Source organism: Streptomyces sp. NPDC006384, assembly GCF_042870695.1.
Taxonomy (GTDB): Bacteria; Actinomycetota; Actinomycetes; order Streptomycetales; family Streptomycetaceae; genus Streptomyces.
This window is the reverse complement of record NZ_JBIAHR010000006.1, coordinates 1-20,463: the sequence shown is the minus strand read 5'-3', so window position 1 is coordinate 20,463 and position 20,463 is coordinate 1. Positions and strand designations below refer to the sequence as shown.

Below are 20,463 nucleotides of genomic sequence, written 5' to 3'. Positions count from 1 at the left end.
GCACCAGCACAGCGAGAAGCACCAGCACAGCAAGGAGCACCGACCGTGACCGAGCACGTCGACCGGAGCGAACCGGAGACGGGCGCCGCGCCGGCCACCGCGGCCGTCACGCCCGCCGACGCCGCCGACGCGGCGCGGCTCGTGGCCTTCGGCCTCCAGCCCAAGCTGCTCCCCGCACGCGACCAGGAGTACGCCGACCTGCTGCGCCGCTACCGCGAGGACCCGCCCTTCGCCCGCCTCGCCGACGCCGTCGCCGCGGGCCTCGGACTTGTCGTCCTCGAGGTCTCCCCGCGCGCCGGCATGGCCGTGACCGCCGCCGAGGACTCCGTGTTCGCCGTCCGCATGGGCGACTACGCGCGCCGCGCCGCCACCGACTCCGGCGACCGGTTCCTGCACGGCCTCGCCCACCTCGCCGTCGCCGCCATGGCCTACCCGCGCCCCGAGGACCTCGCCGACGACGGCTACATCGGCCGCGTCACCGTCAACGGCGTCGACGCCTTCGTCCGCCAGGCATGCCGGCGCCTGGAGGAACGGGCCGAGGCGCACGGCGAGAACACCGACCCGGTCAGCGACGCCCCCGGACTGGAGGCCGCCTGGCGGGTCTGGGCCCGGCGCAGCGCCACCGGCGCCACCAAGGACGCCCGCAGACTTCCCGGTTCCACCACGGGCATCGTCGGCAAGGCCGCCGCGTTCCTCACCGAGTCCGGTTTCCTCCAGCGCACCGGCGACGAGAACGGCGGCACGTACCGCACGACCGCCCGCTACCAGCTCCAGGTGCGTGACATGGCGGGCAGCGCCGCCATGGCCGAGCTGCTGGACCTGGGCGTCGTCCCGGTCACCGACGGCACGGCGACGCTGCTGCCCGCCGAGGACACGGACGACCTGGAACTGGTGGCCGACGCCGGACTGCCGTTCCACTCCTCCTGACACCGCCCCGCACCACCACGCCCCGACGTCACGAAGCCTTACGAGAGTCCGCCATGTACGAGCTGTCCCGGGTCCGCCTCTACTCCATCGGACCCGCCGGTGCGCGCTACGCCGACACCGTGCTTGACCTGCGCGGTGTCGGCGAGCCCGTGCCCGATCCCGCGCCCGCGCAGGCGGAGTTCTTCGAGGAGGAGCCCGTCGGCCCGCCCCGCCGGCCCGCGCCCGCCGGCGTGCTGTTCCTGGAGAACGGCGGCGGCAAGTCCGTCCTCCTCAAGCTGATCTTCTCGGTGATGCTGCCGGGCCACCGCAACACCCTGGGCGGCGCCAGCTCCGGTGTGCTGCGCAAGTTCCTGCTCGCCGACGACTGCGGGCACGTCGCCCTGGAGTGGCAGCACGTCCGGACCGGCGAGTGCGTCGTCGTCGGCAAGGTCAGCGAGTGGCGCGGCCGCCAGGTCTCCAACGACCCGCGCAAGTTCGCCGAGGCCTGGTACTCCTTCCGGCCCGGCCCCGGACTCACCCTGGACAACCTGCCCGTCGCCGAGGCCACCGCCGTCCGCCCGCCCGCCGAGGGCGTCTCCGGTGCCCGGGGCCGGCGGCGCACCATGAAGGGCTTCCGGGACGCGCTCACCGAGGCCGGCAAGGCCTACCCGCACCTGGAGGTGCACTGGGAGGAGATCCACGACCGCTGGATAGAGCACCTCGGCGACCTCGGCCTCGACCCCGAACTCTTCCGCTACCAGCGCGAGATGAACGCCGACGAGGGCGAGGCGGCCGGCCTCTTCGCGGTCAAGAAGGACTCCGACTTCACCGATCTGCTGCTGCGCGCCGTCACCGACACCCGCGACACCGACGGACTCGCCGACCTGGTCAGCGGCTTCGGTAACAAGCTGGGCCGGCGAGCCGAGCTCATCGCCGAACGCGACTTCACCGCCGGTTCCGTCGACCTGCTCGGCCGGATCGTCGAGGCCGCCGACGCCCGCGCCCGCGCCCGGGACGTCCACACCGGCGCCGAACGCCGGACCAGGACCCTGGCCCGGCGGCTGTCCGCCCGGGCCGCCCAGGAGCGGGCCCGGGCCGGCGACCTCGCCCAGCGGGTCACCGCCGCCGCCCACGCCGTCACCCACACCGAAGCGGCCCGCGACCGCAGCGGGCGCGTCGCCGCCGAACTCGCCTACCGGCACGCCTCACTGGCCCTGGCCGCCGCCGAGAAGTCGGCCGCCGCGCAGAAGCGGGAACTCGCCGACGCGCGCACCCTGCACGCCGCCTGGCAGGCCGCCGAGGCGGTCCTGCGCCACCGCGCGGCCGCCGACCGCGTCGCCCGCGTGTCCGCCGCCATCCAGGAGGCCGAACGGGACGCCGCACCCGCGCTCGCCGCCCGCGCCCGGGCCGCCGTCGACCTCGTCCGCGCCCTGCACGCGGCGGCCGGGAAGGCCGAGCGGCACGCCAACGAGGAGGAGGAGCGGTCCGCCTCCCTCCAGGAGGCCGGTGAAACCGCCCACCGGGACGCCACCACCGCCGCCACCGAGGCCCAGCGGGCCCGCAGCGAGATCGGGCACCTGCGCCAGCGCCTGGCCGAGGTCGAGCAGGAGACCGCCGAAGCCGTCCGGGCCGGCTGGCTCGACGACAGCACGCTCGACGCCGACCCGGCCCGCGCCGCCCTCGCGGCCGGCGACGCGGAGAAGACCGCGGTCGCCGCCTGGGAAACCGCCCGCGAGGAGGCCCGCCGGGCCACCGAGCACGCGCGCGAGGCCGCAGCCGCCGAGAGCCGCGCCGAGCTGACCGCCGCCCGCGCCGCCGACGCGGCCACCGCCGCGGAACGCGCCCACGAGGCCGAGCGGCGCACCGCCGGGGCGCTGGCCGCCGAGGAACGCCTCGCGGAACTGCTCGGCCTGGCCGCCCACCCCCGCCCGGGCATCCCCCGGACACGTCGGGCCACGGACCGTGACACCACCGACGAGTCCGGGGCGGCCGACACGGCCCTGACCGCCGAGGAACTCGACCGTTTCGCCGACGAACTGAGCGAGCTGCTCGACGACACCGTCTCCTCCGCCGAACGCCAGCTGTTCGACCTGCGCACCGCCGCCGCCGACGACTCCCGCATCCTCGGCGCGCTCGGCGACGGCGGACTGCTGCCGCCCGGCCCGGACGTGCTGGCCACCGTCGAGTTCCTCGGCGAGCACGGCATCCCCGCCCTGCCCGGCTGGCGCTACCTCGCCCAGGCCGTCGACCCCGCCGACCACGCACGCGTACTGGCCGCCCGGCCCGAACTGGTCGACGGCGTGATCATCACCGACCCGGACTCGCACACCCGCGCCCGGGAGGTCCTCGGCGACGCGGCGCTGCTGCCGCGCTCCGCCGTGGCCGTCGGCACCGCCGCCGCCCTGCTCGCACCCACCCCCGCCCCTGGCTCCCCCGCCGAGGACGTCTTCCTCGTCCCGCCGAACCCGGCCATGCACGACGAACACGCCGCCGACGAGGAACGGCAGGCCCTGCGCGCGCGGGCGGCCGAGCGCGACGAGGAGATCCGCGCGCTCGCCGCCCGGCTCGGCAAGGACCGGGAACTGGCGGCCCGGCTCGCCTCCTGGCGCTCCGGCTGCCCCGCCGGACGCCTCGCCGAACTGGCCCGCGCCGCCGAGGAGGCGCGCGCCTTCGCCGAGGAGACCGAGGCCGAGCTGGCCGAGGCGCGCACGGCACGGGCCGAGGCCGACGAGAGCGCCGCCGAGGCCGTCCGGATGCGCGACGAGCGTCAGGAGGCGGCGCAGAAGGCCCGCCGCGCCGCCGACGCCCTCGCCGGACTCGCCTCCCGGCTGCGTGAACGCGCCGGCTGGCAGGCCCGGCTCCGGGAACTGGCCGACGAGGGCGCCGAGGCCGAGGCCCGCGCCCAGGCGTGCCTGGAGCGGGCCCGCGCCGCCGACGAGGACCGCCGCGCCGCCCAGCGCGCCGCCGACGACGCCCGCCGCACCGCCCGCGCGCTGCGCGCCGAACGCTCCGAGATCGCCGGCGCCCCCGACGACGTACCCGGGGAGGCCCCCGGGAACGGCACGGACGCGCCGAAGGCGTCCCTGCCCGACCTGCGCGAGGCCTACCGGGCCGCGTCCCAGGTGTACGAGAAGGTCGGCGTCGGGGCCGACCTGCGCGCCGAGCAGGCCCGCGCGGAGAGCGACGAGAGCGCCGCCCGGGCGGAGCTGGACCGGCTCAGCAACAAGGTCCGCACCCGCGCCGGACAGCTCCTGGAGTCGCCCGACGGCTCCGACGGTCCCTCCCGGCAGGCCGCCGCGGCCCGCGCCGAGGAGCTGGTGCAGCTGCTGGAGACGCGCGTGTCGAACGCGAGCGAGCAGCTCGGCAGGCTGCGCGGCGAGGCCGAGCGGCTCGCGCCCGAGGACGGCGACGCCCACACCGACCTCCCGGAGGAGCTCGTCCCGCGCGACGCCGGCCACGCCCAGACCCTGCTGCGCACGGCGACGGCCGAACTCGCCTCCCGCACCGAGGCGTTCGCCCAGGCCCGCGAGGCCCACGCGGAGCTCCTCGAGGCGCACCGGGCCGCCGAGGACGCGGCCGGCGGCTTCGACGAGATCGCCGCCATGCTCCGCGACCTGCTGCGCGAGCACACCCCGGAGGACGAACCCGAGGAGCCCGAGCCCTACCCGGGCACCCTGGACGAGGCCCGGCAGTCCGCCGCGGAGACCCGCCGTGCGCTGCGCGGCTGCGCCGCCGACCTGTCCGCCGCCGAGTCCGCCGTGCGCGAGGCGAGCGACATCCTCGTCCGCCACGCCAACTCCACGCGCTACGAGCAGGTCCGCACCCCCGCCCGCCAGCAGATCCGCGAACTGCCCGCCTCCGCGCTGCCCGAGCACGCCGCGAAGTGGGCGGACGCCTTCGCCCCCCGGCTCCGCGTCCTGACCGACGAACTGGCCCAGCTGGAACGCAACCGCGACTCGATCGTGGACCGGCTGCGCGGTCTGGTCGAGTCGGCCCTCGCCACCCTCCGCTCCGCCCAGCGGCTGTCCCGGCTGCCGGAGGGGCTCGGGGAGTGGTCCGGACAGGAGTTCCTGCGCATCCGCTTCGAGGAACCCGACCAGGCGACCCTCACCGAACGGCTCGGCGAAGTCGTCGACGAGGCCACCCGCGCCGCCGTGAAGAAGAACTCCGACCTGCGCCGGGACGGCATGTCCCTGCTGCTGCGCGGCGTCGCCGCCGCCCTGCAGCCCAAGGGCGTCGCCGTCGAGATCCTCAAGCCCGACGCCGTCCTGCGCGCCGAGCGCGTCCCCGTCGGGCAGATGGGCGACGTGTTCTCCGGCGGCCAGCTGCTCACCGCCGCCATCGCCCTGTACTGCACGATGGCCGCCCTGCGCAGCAACGACCGGGGCCACGACCGGCACCGCCACGCCGGCACCCTGTTCCTCGACAACCCCATCGGCCGCGCCAACGCCACCTACCTGCTGGAACTCCAGCGAGCCGTCTCCGACGCGCTCGGCGTGCAGCTGCTGTACACCACCGGCCTGTTCGACACGACCGCCCTCGCCGAGTTCCCCCTGGTCATCCGGCTGCGCAACGACGCCGACCTCAGGGCGGGACTGAAGTACATCAGCGTGGAGGAGCACCTGAGGCCCGGACTGCCCCAGCCGGCCCCCGCGAGCGAGGGGGAGACGGTGCACAGCGAGATCACGGCGACCCGGATGTTCAAACGCCCCGCGCAGTCACCCGCGTAGGAACCGGTGTTCCGGTCGCGCGCTGGAATCGTCCACGGCGCGCGGCCGTTCAGGGGTGCGACAGCTGCCCCGTCCGGCCGCGCCCCGATATCCGTTCCTGGGACCGCTGGGCGGTCCGCGCCTGCCGCCGCGCCCGGCGCCGTTCGCGCCGTACGGCCCGCGCGGTGCTGCTCGGCATCGACACCACACCGTGGCGCTGGTTCCAGACCTGGCGCGTCACCCACACGTCGAGCACGCTCCACGTGGCCACCACCGTGCCGGCCACACTGCCGATCACCATCGGGAACGCCAGCCAGGAACCGGCCATCGTGAACAGGAAGGCCACCATGGCCAGGACCAGCGTCACGGCCACGACGATCACCGCGCGCACGGCGGCCGTGCGCACCGGATCGGGCAGCCGGCGCCGCCGCGCGGGCTCCTCCGTCCACAACGGCCGGTACTCCGGCCGCGGTTCCCGTCCGCTCGACTGCTCCGGGGCCTGCCCGGGAGGCGCCGGAGCACCGTTGTCCGGCGTTCCGCGGCCCGCTCCCGGCACCGGCCCGGCCTTCCCGGCGTCCCCGCCGGCCTCGCGCCGCTCCGCCGCGCCCATCACCATGTCACTCCCCACCACCTGACAGACCGCTCGCCCGTGTCCGAAGACCCGGCTCCCCTCTGGCTGCCCGGCTTGCGCCGCTTTACGCCGCCGGGAGGCGTGACGCGGCCCCTCGGCCGATTCCGCCTCCCCTCCCGTGGAACCTCCCCGCTCCGTGAAGAAGGACGAACCACAGGCCGTCAGGATTCCCGCAGCCGAGCGCGGTCGGCTGCTTTCGGCCAATCGTCCTTCCACGCCGCGGACACACGGCTCCACCCAGGCCGCATCGCGGGAGGCAATATTCCGCAATGACCTGACAACTCACCATCCCCGCCCGTCGGAGCGGGCGTTCGTCCTCCGGACGGGTCTTCGGGTCATCTGCGTGTCAGTAGTAGGCTCGCGCCGTTTGTTGACGCACATGTGTGCCCCCTTCCGGTGGGGGTCCGGCTGGGGGAGGACATGCGCTTTCGCGGGAAGTCGATCCGCCGGAAGATCGTGGCGCTGCTTCTCGTGCCGCTGGTGTCCCTGACCGCGATCTGGGCCTTCGCCACCGTGCTCACGGGCCGTGAGGCGAGCCGGCTGTTCGACGTGTCGACCCTCGTCGAGAAGGTCGGCTACCCCGTCGAGGACACGGTCCGCGTCCTCCAGCAGGAACGCCGCCAGACCCTCGTCCACCTCGCCGACCCGCGAGCCGCCGACGGCCTCTCCGCGCTGCGCCGCAGTCGCACCGCCACCGACGAGGCCGTCGCCGAGCTCCGCCGCAACGCCGGGAACGGCGACGTGCGCGACGCGCTCGGCCCGGCCGAGGGCGAGCGGCTGACCGCGGTCCTGGACGCCCTCGCCGGCCTCGACTCCCTGCGCCGCGGCGTCGAGGACGGCACCGTCGGCCGAACCCAGGCACTCGGCCTCTACAACCGCCTGGTCGACCCCTGCCACGCTCTGCTCACCGACCTCCACGTCATCGACGACGTCGGTCTCGACAAGCAGTACCGCGCGCTCGTCGACGTCTCCCGCGCACGCGAACTGCTCTCCCGCGAGGACGCCCTGCTCGGCTCCGCCCTGGTCACCGGCCGTCTCACCCGGGACGAGACCCGGACCGTCTCGGACCTCGTGGCCCAGCGCACCGTCCTGTACGAGAGCAGTCTCCCGTTGCTGCCCGCAGCGGAACGCGGCCGGTACGAGAGCTTCTGGAAGAACGCCTCCTCCGCTCCGCTGCGCACCGCCGAGGAGGCGGTCGTGTCCGCCGCCGGCGGCATGCCCGACGGCGTCACCGCCAAGAGCTGGGACACCGCCGCCGGGAAGGTCCTGGACGAACTCGGCGACCTCGACGGCCATGCCGCCGACCGCCACCAGGACCGGGTCCGGCCGGTCGCGACGAACGTCATCACCAAGGCGGTCGTCGTCGGCGCACTCGGCCTGATCGCCGTGCTGTTCTCCCTCTTCCTGTCCGTCCGCGTCGGCCGGTCCCTCGTCCGCGACCTCAGGCAGCTGCGCCTGGAGGCCCACGAGGCGGCCGGTGTCCGCCTGCCCGGCGTCATGCGGCGCCTCTCGGCCGGCGAACAGGTCGACGTCGAGACCGAGGTGCCGCGCCTGGAGTACGACAGGAACGAGATCGGCGAGGTCGGCCAGGCCCTCAACACCCTCCAGCGCGCCGCCGTCGAGGCCGCCGTCAAACAGGCCGAGCTGCGGGCCGGCGTCTCCGAGGTGTTCGTCAACCTCGCCCGCCGCAGCCAGGTGCTGCTGCACAAGCAGCTCACCCTGCTCGACGCCATGGAACGCCGTACCGAGGACACCGAGGAACTCGCCGACCTGTTCCGGCTCGACCACCTGACCACCCGCATGCGCCGGCACGCGGAGGGCCTGGTCATCCTCTCCGGTGCCGTCCCCTCCCGGCAGTGGCGCAAGCCCGTCCGGCTCATGGACGTGGTGCGGGCCGCCGTCGCCGAGGTCGAGGACTACGAGCGCATCGAGGTCCGACGGCTGCCCGGCATCGCCGTCACCGGCCCGGCCGTCGCCGACCTCACCCACCTCGTCGCCGAACTGCTGGAGAACGCCACGGTGTTCTCCCCGCCGCACACCGCCGTACAGGTCCTCGGCGAACGGGTCGCCAACGGCTTCGCCCTGGAGATCCACGACCGCGGTCTCGGCATGACCGCGGACGCCCTCCTCGACGCCAACCTCCGGCTCGCCGAGACACCGGAGTTCGAGCTGTCCGACACCGACCGGCTCGGCCTGTTCGTCGTCAGCCGCCTCGCCCGGCGCCAGAACGTCCGCGTCTCCCTCCGGCCCTCTCCGTACGGCGGCATCACCGCCGTCGTCCTCCTCCCCGACGCGCTGCTCAGCGACGAGGTCCCCGACACCGACGGCGTCGGATTCCGCCTCGACGGCAGCCGGCGCGCCGAGGAGCACGAGCGGGGCGACGGCAGCCGGTCCGCCCTCGCGCACCTGCCCGTACGCCTGCCGGGCCGGCCGGCCCCGCTGCTGGACGGCCCCGTGGAACTGGAGGCGCCCGTCGACCTGGACGCCCTCGACGACCTTCCCGCCGCCCTCGACGACCAGGACGGCGAGGGCGGCGAGGGCGGCCTGTTCCGTCCGCGCCGGTCCGCCGGGACGCGGGACGCCCCGGCGGACCGGCGCGGCGAACGGCGCCGTCCGGCGTCCGACGCCCTCGGACGCCCGACGGCGGGACCGGGCCGCCTCCCCGAGGACGGAGAACAACCGGAGGCCCCGGATCGCACCGGCGGCCAGGCCCGGCCCGGCGGAGCACCGGCGCCCGGTGCCGAGGACGGCCCGGGCGCCCCCGTGCCGCTGCCCCGCCGCCGGACCCCCAAGCTGGTCAGCTCGCACGGACGCCCGGTGCCCGGGCGCGGCACCCGTGACCGGGCGGACGACGCCCCCCGGCCCGGAACCGGCCAGGGCGCCCTGCGGACAGAACCGGACACGCCACCCGCGCTGCCGGTCCGCCGCCGACGGGAGGACACCCCTTCGGACACGGCCGGCCGCGAGACCGAGCACGCCCCCGGCCGTCCGGGGCCGGACACCACCGACGGCGGTACGCTGCCCCGCCGCGTGCGCCAGGCCGGCCTGGCCCCCCGGCTCAGACGGAGCGCCGGACGCCCCGACGAGGAACGGCGCGAACCGGCCGGCCGGGACGCCGAGGAGGTGCGCGACCGGATGGCCTCCCTCCAGCGCGGCTGGCAACGAGGCCGCGCGGAGAACGCCGCGGGCGACGACACCACCGATGACACCACCGACGACGCCACCGGCGGCACCCGACCACCGGCACCCCGAGCGCCGCAGGCACCACGGGCACCACACCGAACGACCGAGGGAGACGGCCGATGACCACGCCGAGGACGACCGGCCCCACCGCGACCCCGTCCGGTGAGCTCAACTGGCTCCTCGACGACCTGGTGGACCGCGTCGCGAGCATCCGCAAGGCCGTCGTCCTGTCCGGCGACGGCCTCGCGACCGGGGCGTCCAGGGAACTGACCCGGGAGGACAGCGAACACCTGGCCGCCGTGGCGTCCGGCCTCCACAGCCTCGCCAAGGGCGTGGGCCGCCACTTCGAGGCGGGCGGCGTCCGGCAGACGGTCGTCGAACTCGACGACGCCTTCCTGTTCGTGACGGCGGCCGGTGCCGGGAGCTGCCTCGCCGTGCTGTCGGACGCCGACTCGGACATCGGCCAGGTCGCCTACGAGATGACCCTCCTCGTCAAGCGGGTCGGCGCGCATCTGGCCACCGCCCCGCGCACCGTTCCGCCCTCGGGCGGGTAAGTGGGACGACATGAGCGCAGACGGTCAGGGAAGCAACCACTGGTTCGACGACGAGGCAGGCCCCGTCGTCCGTCCGTACGCCATGACACGCGGCCGTACCACCAGCACGGCCCAGCACCGCCTCGACCTCATCGCGCTGGTGGTCGCGGAACCCCACGCGGACGACCCGGAGGCGGACGCCACGCTCGCCCCGGAACACGTGGACATCGTCGGACGGTGCCGCGACACCCCGCAGACGGTCGCCGAACTCGCCGCCGGACTCGACCTGCCCGTAGGCGTCGTACGGGTTCTGGTCGGTGACCTCGTCGACGCCGAACTCGTGCACGTCAACCGGCCCGTGCCCCCGGCCGAACTGCCCGACGAGAACGTCCTGCGCGACGTGATCAGCGGCCTGCGGGCCCTGTGAGGCGGCCCCGCGGCACGGCCGAGCACCCGAGGGCCCGGTGGAGCGGCCCGCGGGACGGCGAGGAGAAGAGAGCGATGGTCCTCGGACGTTCTCAGCGCGGTGAGCCGCCGGTCGAGCCCGTCACGCTCAAGATCCTGGTGGCCGGCGGTTTCGGCGGGGGCAAGACCACCCTCGGCGCCGTCGTCCTCGCCGACACGCGCCGCCTGGAGCACTGCTTCGCCGCCGTCGACTACTTCGAACGGTGCTCCATCCCCTTCGTGGTCGGCGTCGACTGCTTCGAGGGCGCGGCCCGTCACCACCTGAACCGGCCCGCCTCTCGCACGCCGTCACGCATCCGCCGGCACGCCTCCGCGACACCGGTGACCGCTCGCCCACTTCCCCCGCGGCGCCACCGCCTGATAGACGCAGGGAACATGACACGACTCCGACTCCCCGCCGTCGTACGCCCCCTGGTCACCGCCGTCGCCGCCCTGCTCGCGGTGACCACCGTCCCCGCCACCGCCGCCGCCCGCACCGCCCCCTCGCCCAAGGCACCCGCGGACTTCGTGGCCCTGAGAAGCGTGGACCCCACGATCATCCAGGACATGCGCTACGTCACCCCGCACAACTTCGTCGGCGAGCGCATCGACGGCTACCACCAGCCCCTGTGCATCCTCACCCGCCCCGCCGCCGAGGCCCTCCACCGGGCCCAGAAGCGGCTGCTGCGCCAGGGCTACTCCCTCAAGGTGTACGACTGCTACCGCCCGCAACGCGCCGTCGACCACTTCGTCCGCTGGGCCGAAGACCTCGACGACCAGGCGATGAAGGCCGAGTTCTACCCGAACGTCGACAAGAGCCGTCTGTTCGCGGACGGCTACATCGCGGAGAAGTCCGGTCACAGCCGCGGATCGACCGTGGACCTCACGCTCGTGCGGCTCCCGGCGAAGCCCGCCCGCCCCTACCGCCCCGGGCAGCCGCTGGTCCCCTGCTTCGCACCCCAGGACGAACGCTTCCCCGACAACTCCGTCGACATGGGCACCGGTTTCGACTGCTTCGACACCCTCTCGCACACCCTCGACCCCCGTGTCCAGGGCACCCAGCGCGCCAACCGGCTGCTGCTCAAGAACACACTGGAAGAAGCGGGCCTCGTCAACCTCCCCGAGGAGTGGTGGCACTTCACCTACAAGCCCGAGCCCTACCCGGACACCTACTTCGACTTCCCGGTCTCCGCGCGGTCGCTGACCGGACGCGACTGAACCAGCCGCCCAAGCCGCCCACTTGATGATCGGATACAGTCCGCCGCGTGTCCGAGAATCACTCCTCCGTTCCCGACCCCGCCCCCGGCTCCCACTGTTCGAGCTGCGGCACGCCCTACGGAGAGGGCGCCTCCGGCTGGCCCCGCACCTGCCCGGCCTGCGGCACCACCGCCTACCGCAATCCCCTGCCGGTGGCGGTGGCCCTCCAGCCCGTGTACGACACCAGGGGAACCGCCCTGGTCGTCGTCACCCGCACCGTCGCCCCCGCCCTCGGCGGCGTCGCACTGCCCGGCGGCTACATCGACGACCGCGAGGACTGGCGGCAGGCCGTCGTCCGCGAGCTCGAGGAGGAGACCGGCATCGAAGCGGCGAGCCGCGACGTACGGCTCGCCGACGCCATGAGCTCGCCCGACGGCCACCTGCTGCTCTTCGGGCTCCTCCCCGAACGCCCGGCCCGGGACCTCCCGCCCTTCACCGCCACCGACGAGACCGACGGCCGGCACCTCCTGCACCGGGCCGAGGAGCTGGCGTTCCCCCTCCACACCCGGGCCGTGCGGGCCTGGTTCGAGGGCCGCTACATCTGATCGGAGCACTCCGCCGACCCCCGCACGCGCACGGGCCGGGACGGCTCGGCCGGGCCGTCCCCGCCCTCCCGCTCCACGACCACCCGCGGTCCCTCCCAGCGGACCACGTACCGCTCGGCCCCCGCCTCCTCCCGGCCGTCACCCAGGTCCGCCACGACGAGCCCGCCCCCGGCCTGCCCCCGGGCGGGCGCCCACACCTCCAGCTCCGGCCCGCAGTCCTCCCCGCGCACCGGGACGACCGCTCCCGCACGCGCGAACACCGGAATCCGGCCCACCGGCGCCTCCACGGACACCGTCCCCGGCCCCTCGTACGCCCGCTCCGTCGCCGTGTCGTACCAGCGCCCCCGGGGCAGCCGCACCGTACGCCCGGCCGCACCGGGCTCCAGCACCGGCGCCACCAGCAGGCAGTCGCCCAGCAGAAACGCGTCCTCGCAGTCCCGCAACGCCCGGTCCTCCGGCGCCGCCCACCACAGCGGCCGCACCCAGGGCGCGCCGGTGTGCCGGGCCAGATACGCCAGCGTCGCGAAGTACGGCGTCAGCCGCCGCCGCCCGACGAGCGCCGCGCGCGCGTGCTCCAGCACCTCGGCACCGAACTCCCACGGCTCCGGGCACCCGGCCCGCGCACCCCCGGACGTCCGCAGCAGCGGCAGATACGCGGCCAGCTGCAACCACCGCAGATACAGCTCCGGCGACGGCCTCTCCCCGCACCCGCCCACCTCCGGCCCCGAGAACGGCACCCCGCACAGCCCGAGCCCCACGACCCGCGCCAGCGAAGCCCGCAGCCCCGGCCAGCCGTCGGACACCTCCCCGGCCCAGGAACCGCCGTACCGCTGCATCCCGGCCCACCCCGAACGCGACAGGACGAACGGCCGCTCCTCCGGCGCCGACCGCCGCAGACCCTCGTACCCGGCCCGGGCCATGCACAGCGCGTACACGTTGTGCGCCTCCCGGTGGTCACCGCCCCGGCCCTCCAGCCGGTGACGGGCCGAACGCGGCAGCGCCGTCTCCCCGAACGGGGTGAGAGAGGCAGGTCCGTCCCGGTCGTGCCAGACCCCGGCGAACCCTTGCTCCAGCAGCTCCCCGCAGAGCCCGCCCCACCACTCGCGCACACGCGCGTGCGTGAAGTCCGGGAACACCACGTCCCCGGCCCGCCCCACCCCCCGTACGACCGGCCCGGCCGCGCCCCGCACGAACACGTCCGCCTCCGCACCGCTGTCGTACGCGGCGCTCCCGGGCACCGGCGGCACCCCGGGCTCGACGACGGACACCAGCCGGATCCCGTCCCGCCGCAGCTCCTGAGCGAGCACCGGCAGTTTCGGGAACCGCTCCTCGTCCACCGTGAACGGCCGGTGGCCGTCGAGACGGCCGGCGTCCAGATGCACGGCGTCCAGCGGCAGGCCGTGCGCCTCGTGGTCCGCGACGGCCTGCCGCAGCTCCTGCTCGCTCCCGAGCCCCCGCAGCCCGTGATGATGACCGAGCGCACACGCGGGCGGCAGCGCCGCCGCCCCCGTCAGCGACGCCCAGGCGAGCAGCACGCGCGCCGGAGTACCCACCGTCACCCAGCAACGTAACGGACCCCCGTCCATCCGCAGCACACTCGTGCCCGGCCGGTCGTGCCCCGACCCCGCACCCTCCTCGCCCTCCCGCAGGGTCACCGTCCCGTCCCACGGGTTGTCATGGAACACCAGGTGGGTCCCCGCGTCCGCCACCACCAGCTGCACCGGCATCGTCACGTGCGGCGCCCCCTCACCGGCGGCGGAGAACGGGCCCGCACCGGCGTTCCACAACCGGTACCGGCCGTCGCGCAGCCGGGGCCCCGGGGCCCGGCCCCCCAGCCCGAAGAACCGGGCGTCCGCGGCCACCTGGGACCGCTGCGTCCAGCGCGCCGGGCCACCCCCGGCCGGTTCCCACCACCGGGGCGGCAGCTCACGGCGCAGCACCACGCCCCCCGGCGTGCGCACCTCGACCGCGCCGTGCCGCGACACGGCCACGGTCACCCGCTCCGCCACCACTCGCCGGCCACCGTCCTTGTCCGGCTCCAGCACGGCCCGCGGATCCGGCTCCGGACAGCTGCCCGCCAGCGCGTACGACGGTTCCGGCTCCGCCCCGTCCCAGCCCCAGAACACGGCCCCGTTCACGGCGACGAGGATCCGCAGCTCCGCACGGTCGAACCGGATCACCCCGCCCCCCGGCCCCGGCTCCACCTCCCGCAGAAGCCCCGGCACCCGCGCCCGCTCCACCCCCCGCGGGGGCAGCGCGGCGGCGTCCGCACGCCGCCCGCGCCACACCGCCCGCACCGTACGCAACCCCTGCGCCGCCCCCGCACAACCGAACACTTTCACCGAACGCACCAGGTCACGACCGTCCATGCCGCTCACCCTGCCACCGCAGGCCCCCGCCCCGGGCGACGTTCAACTGCCGTTCACCTATGAGAGCGCCACACCTCCGCGACCTCGACTATGTGGGGCGCACCCTGGTGCGGGAGTCGCTCCCGTGGCATCGTCCGTGTCAGCCGCGTCACGCGCACACCCCAGCCCGTGCGCGGAGGACGCACACGACGCGCACAGTCCGGGAGCCGCACCATGACGACCGTGAACCCCCAGCCGCTCTGGCAGCCAGATCCGCAGCGCATCGCCCAGGCACGGATCACCAGGTTCCAGACCTGGGCAGCCGAACACCACGGCGCCCCCGCCGACGGCGGCTACGCGGCCCTGCACCGCTGGTCCGTCGACGAGCAGGACACCTTCTGGAAAGCCGTCACGGAATGGTTCGACGTCCGCTTCACCACCCCCTACGCGCGTGTGCTGGGCGACCGCTCGATGCCCGGCGCCCAGTGGTTCCCCGGCGCCACCCTCAACTACGCCGAGCACGCCCTGCGCGCGGCCGCCACCCGCCCGGACGAACCGGCCCTCCTGTACGTCGACGAGACCCACGACCCCCGCCCCGTCACCTGGGCCGAGCTGCGCCGCCGGGTCGGCTCCCTCGCCGCGGAGCTGCGCGCCCTCGGCGTCCGCCCCGGCGACCGCGTCAGCGGCTACCTCCCGAACATTCCCCAGGCCGTGGTCGCGCTCCTCGCCACCGCCGCCGTGGGCGGCGTCTGGACCTCCTGCGCTCCCGACTTCGGCGCCCGCAGCGTCCTCGACCGCTTCCAGCAGGTGGAACCGGTCGTCCTGTTCACCGTCGACGGCTACCGCTACGGCGGCAAGGAGCACGACCGCCGCGACACGGTCGCCGAACTCCGCCGCGACCTGCCCACCCTGCGCGCCGTCGTCCACATCCCGCTCCTCGGCACCGAGACCCCCGAGGGCGCGCTCGACTGGGACGCCCTCACGGCCGCCGACACGGACCCGGTCTTCGCACAGGTCCCCTTCGACCACCCCCTGTGGGTGCTCTACTCCTCCGGCACCACCGGCCTGCCCAAGGCCATCGTCCAGTCCCAGGGCGGCATCCTCGTCGAGCACCTCAAACAGCTCGGCCTGCACTGCGACCTCGGCCCCGGGGACCGCTTCTTCTGGTACACGTCCACCGGCTGGATGATGTGGAACTTCCTCGTCTCCGGCCTGCTCACCGGCACCACGGTCGTCCTCTACGACGGCAGCCCCGGCCACCCGGCCACGGACGCCCAGTGGCGCGTCGCCGAACGCACCGGCGCCACCCTCTTCGGCACCTCCGCCGCCTACGTCATGGCCTGCCGCAAGGCAGGCGTCCACCCGGCCCGCGACCTGGACCTCTCCCGGATCCAGTGCGTCGCCACCACCGGCTCCCCGCTCCCGCCCGACGGCTTCCGCTGGCTCCACGACGAATTCGCCGGGAGCGGGGCGGACCTGTGGATCGCCTCCGTCAGCGGCGGCACCGACGTCTGCTCCTGCTTCGCGGGCGCCGTACCCACCCTCCCGGTGTACACCGGCGAACTCCAGGCGCCCGGCCTCGGCACCGACCTGCAGTCCTGGGACCCGAACGGCGAACCCCTCGTCGACGAGGTCGGCGAGCTCGTCGTCACCAACCCCATGCCCTCCATGCCGGTCCGCTTCTGGAACGATCCCGACGGCAGCCGCTACCACGACAGCTACTTCGCCACCTACCCCGGCGTCTGGCGGCACGGCGACTGGATCACCCTCACCTCCCGCGGCTCCGTCGTCATCCACGGCCGCTCCGACTCCACCCTCAACCGGCAGGGCGTGCGCATGGGCTCCGCCGACATCTACGAGGCCGTCGAACGCCTCCCCGAGATCAGGGAGTCCCTCGTCATCGGCGTCGAACAGCCCGACGGCGGCTACTGGATGCCCCTCTTCGTGCACCTGGCCCCCGGAGCCGTCCTCGACGACGCCCTCCTGGACCGCATCAAGCGCACCATCCGCGAACAGCTCTCCCCGCGCCACGTCCCCGACGAGGTCATCGAGGTCCCCGGCATCCCGCACACCCTCACCGGCAAGCGCATCGAGGTCCCCGTCAAGCGCCTCCTCCAGGGCACCCCGCTGGACAAGGCCGTCAACCCGGGCTCCATCGACAACCTCGACCTCCTGCACTTCTACGAGGACCTCGCCCGCAAACGCGCCTGACCGGACACTCCGGCGAGCGGGCCGGCCGGCCCCAGGAGCCGGCCCGCTCCCGCCCGGCCCCTGTTGTCAGTGCCGCCGGTTACGGTGAGTGAGCATTGATCGACCGTGCACAGGGGGAAACATGGCGCACACCGACCAGACCATGCGACGCGTCCTCGGCCGCGAGATCGCCGGCACCATCGGACTGCTCACCGACGACCACGACTTCCGCGCCATGCGGCGCTACCGCACTTTCACCTTCGACGACCATGCCGTCTACCTCCGGCAGGTCGAGGCCCTGCTCCGCACCCGGGCCTCCCAGGGCACCCACACCACGATCGCCCTCTTCGACCCCGAGGACTACGCCGAGTTCTGCGCGGCGACGGGGCTCGACCCCGATCTCCCCGCCACCCGCACCCGGTTCACCGCCGAAGTCGCCGTCCACGGACCCACCGTCCCCTACGACGGCCGGCCGCTCGCCGATCTGGTCCCCGACCTCGTCGACGAGGCCGTCCGCCAGGCCACCTGGGAGTACGCCTCCCTCCTGCTGGCCCGCCTCGGCGCATGCGCCACCTGCGGCGAGGACCTCGGCCGCGCCGCCTTCGCCCGCGCCTCACGCCTCCTCACCCGCATCCTGGAAACGGCCCCACCGGGCAACCGCCACCTGGTCTGCAGCGTCTCGACGAAACCGGAGACCCTCACGGCCGTCCTCCACGCCGACGACGACACCACAGGCGTCCCGCAGATCGACGAAACCGACGCCCTGGAATTCACCGCCGTCCTGGCCCTCGGCCTCGCGACCCGCACCCCGGGCGGCCTCGTCATGCGGACCAGCACCCCCGGCAGCCCCGACCGCATCTACGGCTGGCGCCTGCGCGGATACGGACTCGCGCCCCTCTCCGCCGGCGAGGTCTTCGACGCCTACTGCACCGACGCCGAATCCGGCGACCTCATCTCTCCCGAGTCCAACGTCGACTACTGCGCCCCGCCCGGCCTGGAGGACGACGGCCCGGCCCCGGACCACCACCACTGACCGCGCGAAGGGCGCCCCACCCGAAGGTGGAGCGCCCTTCACCGAAGACCACGGACATGCCGCGCCCGGACTACTCGCCGGACAGCACCGCCTGAGCCGCGCTCCGTGCCTCCTCGGCACTGTCCGTCGCCCGAGCGGCCGCGGCCGCCCGCTCGCACTGGGCCAGCGTGAACTTCGCCAGCGTCGCCCGGACATAGGGAATCGACGCGGCACCCATGGACAGGGAGGTGACACCCAGGCCGGTCAGCACACACGCCAGCAGCGGATCGGACGCGGCCTCACCGCAGACTCCACAGCTCTTGCCCTCGGCCTTCGCCGCCTCGGCGGACAGTGCGACCAGGTCGAGCAGTGCGGGCTGCCACGGGTCCTGCAGCCGGGACACCGCACCCACCTGCCGGTCGGCGGCGAAGGTGTACTGCGCGAGGTCGTTCGTCCCCAGCGACAGGAACTCGACCTCCTGCAGGATCGAGCGTGCCCGCAGCGCGGCCGACGGGATCTCCACCATCGCACCGAACTTCGCCCGCAGCCCGGCCTCGCGGCACGCATCGGCGAACGCCTTGGCGTCCGCACGGTCCGCGACCATCGGGGCCATGACCTCGAGGTGGACCGGCAGACCCTCGGCGGCCTTGGCCAGCGCCGTCAGCTGCGTGCGCAGCACCTCCGGGTGGTCAAGCAGGGTACGCAGCCCGCGCACGCCCAGCGCCGGGTTCGGCTCGTCGGCCGGGGTGAGGAAGTCCAGCGGCTTGTCCGCGCCCGCGTCCAGCACGCGCACGACGACCCGCCCTTCCGAGAACGCCTCCAGCACCTGCCGGTAGGCAGTGACCTGCTTCTCCTCGGACGGCGCGTTCGCGCTGTCGTCGAGGAACAGGAACTCGGTACGGAACAGGCCGACGCCCTCCGCACCCGCCTCCAGCGCGGCAGCCACGTCGGCGGGACCACCGACGTTGGCCAGCAGGGGCACCTTGTGACCGTCGGACGTCGCACCCGGCCCGCTCGACGCGGCCAGCGCGGCTTTCCGCTCGGCGGCCTGCGCCTCCAACTGCGCCTTCTTCTCCGCACTGGGATTCACGAAGATCTCGCCGGTGCTGCCGTCCACCGCGATCACCGTGCCCTCGGCGAGCTCACCGGCGCCCGGCAGTGCCACCACGGCCGGCACCCCCAGCGCCCGCGCCAGGATCGCGCTGTGGCTGGTCGGCCCGCCTTCCTCGGTGACGAAGCCGAGCACCAGCGTCGGGTCGAGAAGCGCCGTGTCCGCCGGCGCCAGGTCCCGCGCGATCAGCACGTACGGCTCGTCACTGTCGGGCACGCCCGGCATCGGAACGCCCAGCAGACGGGCGACGATGCGATTCCGTACGTCGTCCAGGTCCGCCACACGGCCGGCCAGGTACTCACCGGCCCCGGCCAGCAGCGCGCGATAGGCGGCGAAGGCGTCGTACACCGCACGCTCGGCGGTGCTGCCGACGGCGATCCGCCGCTCCACGTCGGCCATCAGCTCGGGGTCCTGCGCCATCATGGCCTGTGCTTCGAGCACCGCCTGGGCCTCGCCCCCGGCGAGGTTGCCGCGGGCCATCAGGTCGGCAGCCACAGCCTCCACGGCCTTGCGGGCGCGCCCCTGCTCCCGCTCCGCGTCCTCCGCCGGGATCTGCTTGGCCGGCGGCTCGAGCACCGCCGTCCCCATGTGCCGAACCTCGCCGATCGCCACACCGTGGCTCACACCGACGCCTCGCAGCGTTGTCTCCATCTCACCCGTCCAGATAGTGCGGCGGGCCCGGCCGCCGCGGTGGTTGTCCTGCCGGCCGTCGTGCGACGGCGCCGTCGTCAGTTCCAGAGGAAGAGAGTCTCGCCGGCCTTCACTTCGCCGTCCTCACGGAGATCACCGAGCGCCTCGGCCGTCGCCTCGAGGGCGACGACAGGACAGACGGGGGACTTGCCCGCGGCTTCGACGGCGGCCGGGTCCCAGCGCACCACGGCCTGCCCGCGCGAGACGGTGTCGCCCTTGTTCACCAACAGTTCGAAACCCTCGCCGTTCAGCTGCACGGTGTCGATGCCGAGGTGGGTCAGCACACCGTGACCGCTCTCGTCGACGACGACGAACGCGTGCGGGTGCAGAGACACGATGACCCCGTCCACGGGAGCGACGGCCTCGGAAGGCTCCCGGACGGGATCGATGGCGGTACCCGGGCCGACCATGGCCCCGGAGAAGACCGGATCCGGCACAGCGGCCAGTCCAATGGCACGTCCTGCAAGAGGGGACGAGACGGTGGTCATGGGAAGCCTCCCGGTGGTGGAGATCGGTACGGGCCGTCACTGCCTGTCCCGGACGGCGCACTGAGCAGCAGGGTATGTCATAGGAAGTACCGGTTCCGCACGAGTGTTCCGCAATAGAGGTCTAGACCACACTCCCCACGGATTTGCACCCGTTCCGCGGACCCGTGTACAGTCGTAACTCCTGCTTGAGGTTGAGCGATGCGAAGCGTGCGCTCGTGCCTGGCAGGCATCCAACCTGTCAGATCCTATCTCCGGATCACTTTCTGCGTGCTCGCAGGAGGGTGGTCAGAGGGACTGGAAAAGCCTGATAGTGTTGGAAACACCGAAGGGAAGCGCCCGGAGGAAAGCCTGAGAGAGTCTCTCGGGTGAGTACGAAGGAAGCGTCCGTTCCTTGAGAACTCAACAGCGTGCCAAAA

The 20,463-nt window shown here is 74.2% G+C and carries 13 protein-coding genes; 9 read left to right on the top strand and 4 right to left on the bottom strand.

Annotated elements, in window-relative coordinates; genetic code table 11:
- Nucleotides 1-45 precede the first annotated feature (45 nt).
- Nucleotides 46-927 (top strand): hypothetical protein, encoded by an 882-nt coding sequence (locus ACFYOJ_RS09305; RefSeq protein ID WP_356556838.1) that lies wholly within the window; start codon nt 46-48, stop codon nt 925-927.
- 53 nt (nt 928-980) lie between these two features.
- Complete coding sequence (locus ACFYOJ_RS09300; protein ID WP_356556837.1) at nt 981-5,636, top strand: hypothetical protein; 4,656 nt, start codon at nt 981-983, stop codon at nt 5,634-5,636.
- 49 nt (nt 5,637-5,685) lie between these two features.
- Here the strand turns inward: ACFYOJ_RS09300 and ACFYOJ_RS09295 are convergent, their stop codons facing one another.
- Nucleotides 5,686-6,231 (bottom strand): hypothetical protein, encoded by a 546-nt coding sequence (locus ACFYOJ_RS09295; RefSeq protein ID WP_356556836.1) that lies wholly within the window; start codon nt 6,229-6,231, stop codon nt 5,686-5,688.
- Nucleotides 6,232-6,666: 435 nt separating this feature from the next.
- Between ACFYOJ_RS09295 and ACFYOJ_RS09290 the strand changes: the two genes are divergently transcribed.
- From ACFYOJ_RS09290 to ACFYOJ_RS09270, 5 genes are all read left to right on the top strand, one after another.
- Nucleotides 6,667-9,552 (top strand): nitrate- and nitrite sensing domain-containing protein, encoded by a 2,886-nt coding sequence (locus ACFYOJ_RS09290; RefSeq protein WP_356556835.1) that lies wholly within the window; start codon nt 6,667-6,669, stop codon nt 9,550-9,552.
- On the top strand, nt 9,549-9,983 hold the full coding sequence (locus ACFYOJ_RS09285) for a roadblock/LC7 domain-containing protein (protein WP_356556834.1): 435 nt from the start codon (nt 9,549-9,551) through the stop codon (nt 9,981-9,983). Before ACFYOJ_RS09290 ends, ACFYOJ_RS09285 begins: the two co-directional genes overlap by 4 nt.
- A gap of 10 nt (nt 9,984-9,993) precedes the next feature.
- Entirely contained in the window at nt 9,994-10,389 is a 396-nt protein-coding gene (locus ACFYOJ_RS09280) for a DUF742 domain-containing protein (RefSeq protein WP_356556833.1), read from the top strand.
- 413 nt (nt 10,390-10,802) lie between these two features.
- Nucleotides 10,803-11,624, top strand: coding sequence for a M15 family metallopeptidase (locus ACFYOJ_RS09275; RefSeq protein ID WP_356556892.1), 822 nt, complete (start codon nt 10,803-10,805; stop codon nt 11,622-11,624).
- A gap of 47 nt (nt 11,625-11,671) precedes the next feature.
- On the top strand, nt 11,672-12,208 hold the full coding sequence (locus tag ACFYOJ_RS09270; RefSeq protein WP_356556832.1) for an NUDIX domain-containing protein: 537 nt from the start codon (nt 11,672-11,674) through the stop codon (nt 12,206-12,208).
- On the opposite strand, the gene ACFYOJ_RS09265 is transcribed toward ACFYOJ_RS09270, so the two are convergent.
- A complete protein-coding gene (locus ACFYOJ_RS09265) occupies nt 12,199-14,577 on the bottom strand; it encodes a glycoside hydrolase family 31 protein (protein ID WP_356556831.1) in 2,379 nt (792 codons plus the stop codon). The genes ACFYOJ_RS09270 and ACFYOJ_RS09265 overlap by 10 nt on opposite strands.
- Nucleotides 14,578-14,790: 213 nt before the next feature.
- On the opposite strand from ACFYOJ_RS09265, the gene ACFYOJ_RS09260 reads away from it, so the two are divergent.
- Both ACFYOJ_RS09260 and ACFYOJ_RS09255 read left to right on the top strand, forming a co-directional pair.
- Nucleotides 14,791-16,767, top strand: coding sequence for an acetoacetate--CoA ligase (locus ACFYOJ_RS09260; protein WP_356556830.1), 1,977 nt, complete (start codon nt 14,791-14,793; stop codon nt 16,765-16,767).
- A 121-nt stretch (nt 16,768-16,888) separates the two neighbouring features.
- Nucleotides 16,889-17,779: a hypothetical protein gene (locus tag ACFYOJ_RS09255; protein WP_356556829.1), complete on the top strand. Its 891-nt coding sequence runs from the start codon at nt 16,889-16,891 to the stop codon at nt 17,777-17,779.
- 70 nt (nt 17,780-17,849) lie between these two features.
- Here ACFYOJ_RS09255 and ptsP read toward each other — a convergent pair whose 3' ends face one another.
- Entirely contained in the window at nt 17,850-19,520 is a 1,671-nt protein-coding gene (gene ptsP / locus ACFYOJ_RS09250; protein WP_356556828.1) for a phosphoenolpyruvate--protein phosphotransferase, read from the bottom strand.
- Nucleotides 19,521-19,597: 77 nt separating this feature from the next.
- Entirely contained in the window at nt 19,598-20,047 is a 450-nt protein-coding gene (locus ACFYOJ_RS09245; RefSeq protein WP_356556827.1) for a PTS glucose transporter subunit IIA, read from the bottom strand.
- Nucleotides 20,048-20,463 lie beyond the last annotated feature (416 nt).

What these genes read in the sequence shown, in the direction of transcription:
- ACFYOJ_RS09245 (WP_356556827.1), bottom strand. Translation starts at nt 20,047, where the DNA reads ATGACCACCGTCTCGTCCCCTCTTGCAGGACGTGCCATTGGACTGGCC.
- ACFYOJ_RS09295 (WP_356556836.1), bottom strand. Translation starts at nt 6,231, where the DNA reads ATGGTGATGGGCGCGGCGGAGCGGCGCGAGGCCGGCGGGGACGCCGGG.
- ACFYOJ_RS09265 (WP_356556831.1), bottom strand. Translation starts at nt 14,577, where the DNA reads ATGGACGGTCGTGACCTGGTGCGTTCGGTGAAAGTGTTCGGTTGTGCG.
- ACFYOJ_RS09260 (WP_356556830.1), top strand. Translation starts at nt 14,791, where the DNA reads ATGACGACCGTGAACCCCCAGCCGCTCTGGCAGCCAGATCCGCAGCGC.
- ACFYOJ_RS09300 (WP_356556837.1), top strand. Translation starts at nt 981, where the DNA reads ATGTACGAGCTGTCCCGGGTCCGCCTCTACTCCATCGGACCCGCCGGT.
- ptsP (WP_356556828.1), bottom strand. Translation starts at nt 19,520, where the DNA reads ATGGAGACAACGCTGCGAGGCGTCGGTGTGAGCCACGGTGTGGCGATC.
- ACFYOJ_RS09255 (WP_356556829.1), top strand. Translation starts at nt 16,889, where the DNA reads ATGGCGCACACCGACCAGACCATGCGACGCGTCCTCGGCCGCGAGATC.
- ACFYOJ_RS09285 (WP_356556834.1), top strand. Translation starts at nt 9,549, where the DNA reads ATGACCACGCCGAGGACGACCGGCCCCACCGCGACCCCGTCCGGTGAG.
- ACFYOJ_RS09280 (WP_356556833.1), top strand. Translation starts at nt 9,994, where the DNA reads ATGAGCGCAGACGGTCAGGGAAGCAACCACTGGTTCGACGACGAGGCA.
- ACFYOJ_RS09290 (WP_356556835.1), top strand. Translation starts at nt 6,667, where the DNA reads ATGCGCTTTCGCGGGAAGTCGATCCGCCGGAAGATCGTGGCGCTGCTT.
- ACFYOJ_RS09275 (WP_356556892.1), top strand. Translation starts at nt 10,803, where the DNA reads ATGACACGACTCCGACTCCCCGCCGTCGTACGCCCCCTGGTCACCGCC.